Genomic DNA, 3,464 nt, shown 5'->3' with positions numbered 1-3,464 from the left:
GGGTAACAATGCCGAGCAGATCGGCATGGTGCTGGCCTGGACCGGATTGCCGCAGCTCGTGCTGATCCCGCTGGTGCCGCGCCTGATGCAGCGGTTTGACGCGCGGATCATCATCGGTGTCGGCTTCGTGCTGTTCGCGGCGTCCAACTTCCTGAACATCTATATGACCAGCGATTATGCTGCCGATCAGCTGCTCTGGCCTAACGTGGTCCGCGCCATCGGCCAGGCGCTGGTGATGGCGCCGCTCTCGGCGGTCGCGACCGCCGGCATCGAGGCGGAGAACGCGGGCTCGGCGTCCGGCCTGTTCAACATGATGCGCAATCTCGGCGGCGCCGTCGGCATCGCGCTGCTCCAGACCGTGCTGACCAAGCGCGAGCAGTACCACTCCAACGTGCTGATGCAGTCGGTCTCGGTGTTCGAGCAGGCCACCCGCACCCGGCTGGAGCAGCTCACGCAATATTTCGTCAACCACGGCATCCTCGACCGCGCCGACGCCTCGCATCGCGCCTATGTCGCGATCGGCCATATCGTGCAGAAGCAGGCCTACATCCTCGCCTTCAGCGACACCTTCTATCTGCTCGGCATGGCACTGATCGTCGCCCTGATCGCAACCCTCTTCCTGAAGAAGCCCGGCCACACCTCGGCCGGGGGAGCCCACTGACCTCAACTTGAAGGAGCAAGGAGAACGACCATGAAGCCCCGCATGAATTTCTACCAGGCCGCCCCCGACACGATGAAAGCGCTGATGGCGCTGGAAGAGCAGATCCAGTCCACGGGACTTGAGAAATCGCTGATCGAGCTCGTCAAGATCCGGGCGTCGCAGATCAACGGCTGCGCCTTTTGCATCAACATGCACACCGAGGACGCTCGCAAGCGCGGCGAGACCGAGCAGCGCATCTACCTGCTGAATGCCTGGCGCGAATCCCCGCTCTATACCGACCGCGAACGCGCCGCGCTGGCGTGGACCGAGTCGGTCACGCTGATCTCCGAGACGCATGCCCCGGACGACGTCTACGAGCAGGTCCGTGCGCAGTTCTCCGATGCCGAGACGGTGAACCTGACCATGCTGATCGGGGCCATCAATGCCTGGAACAGGCTGGCGATCGCATTCCGGGCGATTCACCCGGTGAAGGTGAAGGCGTCGGTGGCGTAGGCCGTGGCGCGTCCCTCGCAGCCGAGTCTCGTAGGGTGGGCAAAGCGAAGCATGCCCACCGCTTCTTCAGCGAACGCGAGAGAAGAGGTGGGCACGGCGCAAGCGCGCCTTTGCCCACCCTACGATAGCTGAGAGTGTGGCTAAACCGCAGTCGCCTTGGCGAACTCCACATAGATCTCGCGCAGCCGCGTCGCCATCGGGCCGGGCTTGCCGTCGCCGACCTTCTTGCCGTCGACCGCGACCACCGGCTGCACGAACTGCGAGGCCGAGGTGATGAAGGCTTCCTTGGCGGCGAGCGCCTCGGCGACCGTGAAGGAACGTTCCTCGACGCGGAGCTGGCGTTCTTCCGCGAGCGCCACCACGGCCTTACGGGTACAGCCCGGCAGGATCGCGTTGGAGTTCTTCCGGGTCACGATGACGTCGTCCTTGGTGAGGATGAAGGCCGAGGACGAGCCGCCTTCGGTGACGAAACCGTCTTGCAGCATCCAGGCCTCGCCCGCGCCGGCTTCGGCAGCGGCCTGCTTCGCCAGCACCTGTGCCAGCAGCGCCACGCTCTTGATGTCGCGCCGCTCCCAGCGGATGTCGGGCACCGTGATCACGTTGATGCCGGTCTTCGCCRACGCCGCGTTGATGATGTCCTTCTCCGAGGTGAACATCACCAGGCTCGGCTTGACGTTGCCCTTGGGGAAGGGGAAATCGCGGCCCTTGTCGGCGCCGCGCGTCACCTGGAGATAGACGAGGCCGCTTTCGACCTTGTTGCGCGCGATCAGCTCCTTCTGGATCTCGGTGATGCGCTCGACCGTCTCCGGCAGCCTCAGCTTGATCTCGCCGACCGAGCGCTCCAGCCGCGCCAAATGCGAGGCGTTGTCGACCAGCTTGCCGTCGAGCACGGCGGAAACCTCGTAGATGCCGTCGGCGAACAGAAAGCCGCGATCGAGGACCGAGACTTTGGCGTCCGAGAGCGGGACGAATGAGCCGTTGACGTAGGCGATCGAGTCCAAGGCAGGTCTCCTGGAGGGGAAGGGGATTTGGCCACCGGTATAGGAGATTTGGCGAGCCCGATAAACCCTACTCTTCGTCATCCCGGGGCGCGCGTAGCGCGAGCCCGGGATCCATACTCCCGATGGTGGTTATGGATTCCGGGCTCGCGACTGCGTCGCGCCCCGGAATGACAGAGGGAGTTAATGCGACAGAATCTTCGACAGGAACTTCTGCGCGCGGTCGCTGCGCGGCTTGCCGAAGAAATCCTCCTTCGCCGCATCCTCGACGATCTCGCCGCGGTCCATGAAGATCACGCGGTTGGCGACCTTGCGGGCAAAACCCATCTCGTGGGTCACGACCATCATGGTCATGCCTTCGCGGGCGAGATCGACCATGACGTCGAGCACCTCGCTCACCATTTCGGGGTCGAGCGCCGAGGTCGGCTCGTCGAACAGCATGACGATCGGATCCATCGCGAGCGCGCGCGCGATGGCGACGCGCTGCTGCTGGCCGCCGGAGAGCTGCGCGGGAAACTTCTGCGCCTGCTCCTTCAGGCCGACGCGATCCAGCAGTTGCATGCCTTTCGCCACCGCCTTGTCGTAGGAACGGCCAAGCACCTTCTGCTGGGCAAGGCAGAGATTCTCGATGATCTTGAGATGCGGGAACAGCTCAAAGTGCTGGAACACCATGCCGACGCGCGAGCGAAGTTTCGGCAGGTCGGTCTTGGGATCGTTGACCTTGGTGCCGTCGACGCTGATGTCGCCCTCCTGGAACGGCTCGAGCGCGTTGACGCATTTGATCAGCGTCGACTTGCCCGAACCCGAGGGGCCGCAGACCACCACCACCTCGCCCTTGGTGACGCTGGTGGTGCAGTCGGTCAGCACCTGGAAGGTCGGGCTGTACCATTTGTTGACGTGGCTGATTTCGATCATGATCGACACGCTCTATCGAATGATGGCGATGCGCGCCTGGAGGCGGCGAACGCCAAAGGACGCAACACAGGAAATGGTGAAGTAGACGACGGCGGCAAACAGGTACATCTCGACCAGGCGACCGTCGCGCTGTGCGACCTTGCTCGCCGCACCCAGGAAGTCCGGGATCGAGAGCACGTAGACCAGCGAGGTGTCCTGGAACAGCACGATGGTCTGCGTCAGCAGCACCGGCAGCATGTTGCGGAACGCCTGCGGCAGCACGACGTAGCGCATGGTCTGAGCGTAGGTGAGGCCGAGCGCGTTGGCGGCGGCCGGCTGGCCGCGCGAGATCGACTGGATGCCGGCGCGCATGATTTCGGAGAAGTAGGCCGCCTCGAACATGATGAAGGTGATGAGCG

At 63.9% G+C, this 3,464-nt stretch carries 5 protein-coding genes; 2 read left to right on the top strand and 3 right to left on the bottom strand.

The genetic code is table 11. The features are described 5' to 3' along the window. Both ACXJL8_RS36880 and ACXJL8_RS36875 read left to right on the top strand, forming a co-directional pair. A partial coding sequence (locus ACXJL8_RS36880) for an MFS transporter (protein ID WP_456686603.1) occupies nt 1-661 on the top strand: 661 nt, incomplete at its 5' end. Between the two features lie 30 nt (nt 662-691). Beyond that, nucleotides 692-1,153 (top strand): carboxymuconolactone decarboxylase family protein, encoded by a 462-nt coding sequence (locus ACXJL8_RS36875; RefSeq protein ID WP_456617457.1) that lies wholly within the window; start codon nt 692-694, stop codon nt 1,151-1,153. Between the two features lie 140 nt (nt 1,154-1,293). On the opposite strand, the gene ACXJL8_RS36870 is transcribed toward ACXJL8_RS36875, so the two are convergent. From ACXJL8_RS36870 to ACXJL8_RS36860, 3 genes are all read right to left on the bottom strand, one after another. After that, the gene (locus ACXJL8_RS36870) at nt 1,294-2,154 is read right to left on the bottom strand and encodes a D-amino-acid transaminase (protein WP_456686602.1); all 861 of its coding nucleotides are present in this window, start codon (nt 2,152-2,154) and stop codon (nt 1,294-1,296) included. Between the two features lie 180 nt (nt 2,155-2,334). Then, the gene (locus ACXJL8_RS36865) at nt 2,335-3,066 is read right to left on the bottom strand and encodes an amino acid ABC transporter ATP-binding protein (RefSeq protein ID WP_456617455.1); all 732 of its coding nucleotides are present in this window, start codon (nt 3,064-3,066) and stop codon (nt 2,335-2,337) included. Between the two features lie 12 nt (nt 3,067-3,078). Next, on the bottom strand, nt 3,079-3,464 hold a 386-nt coding region (locus tag ACXJL8_RS36860; protein WP_456686601.1), incomplete at its 5' end, for an amino acid ABC transporter permease.

It is taken from the genome of Bradyrhizobium sp. P5_C11_2, from assembly GCF_054049755.1.
This window is presented reverse-complemented; position numbering and strand designations above follow the sequence as displayed.

What these genes read in the sequence shown, in the direction of transcription:
- ACXJL8_RS36875 (WP_456617457.1), top strand. Translation starts at nt 692, where the DNA reads ATGAAGCCCCGCATGAATTTCTACCAGGCCGCCCCCGACACGATGAAA.
- ACXJL8_RS36865 (WP_456617455.1), bottom strand. Translation starts at nt 3,066, where the DNA reads ATGATCGAAATCAGCCACGTCAACAAATGGTACAGCCCGACCTTCCAG.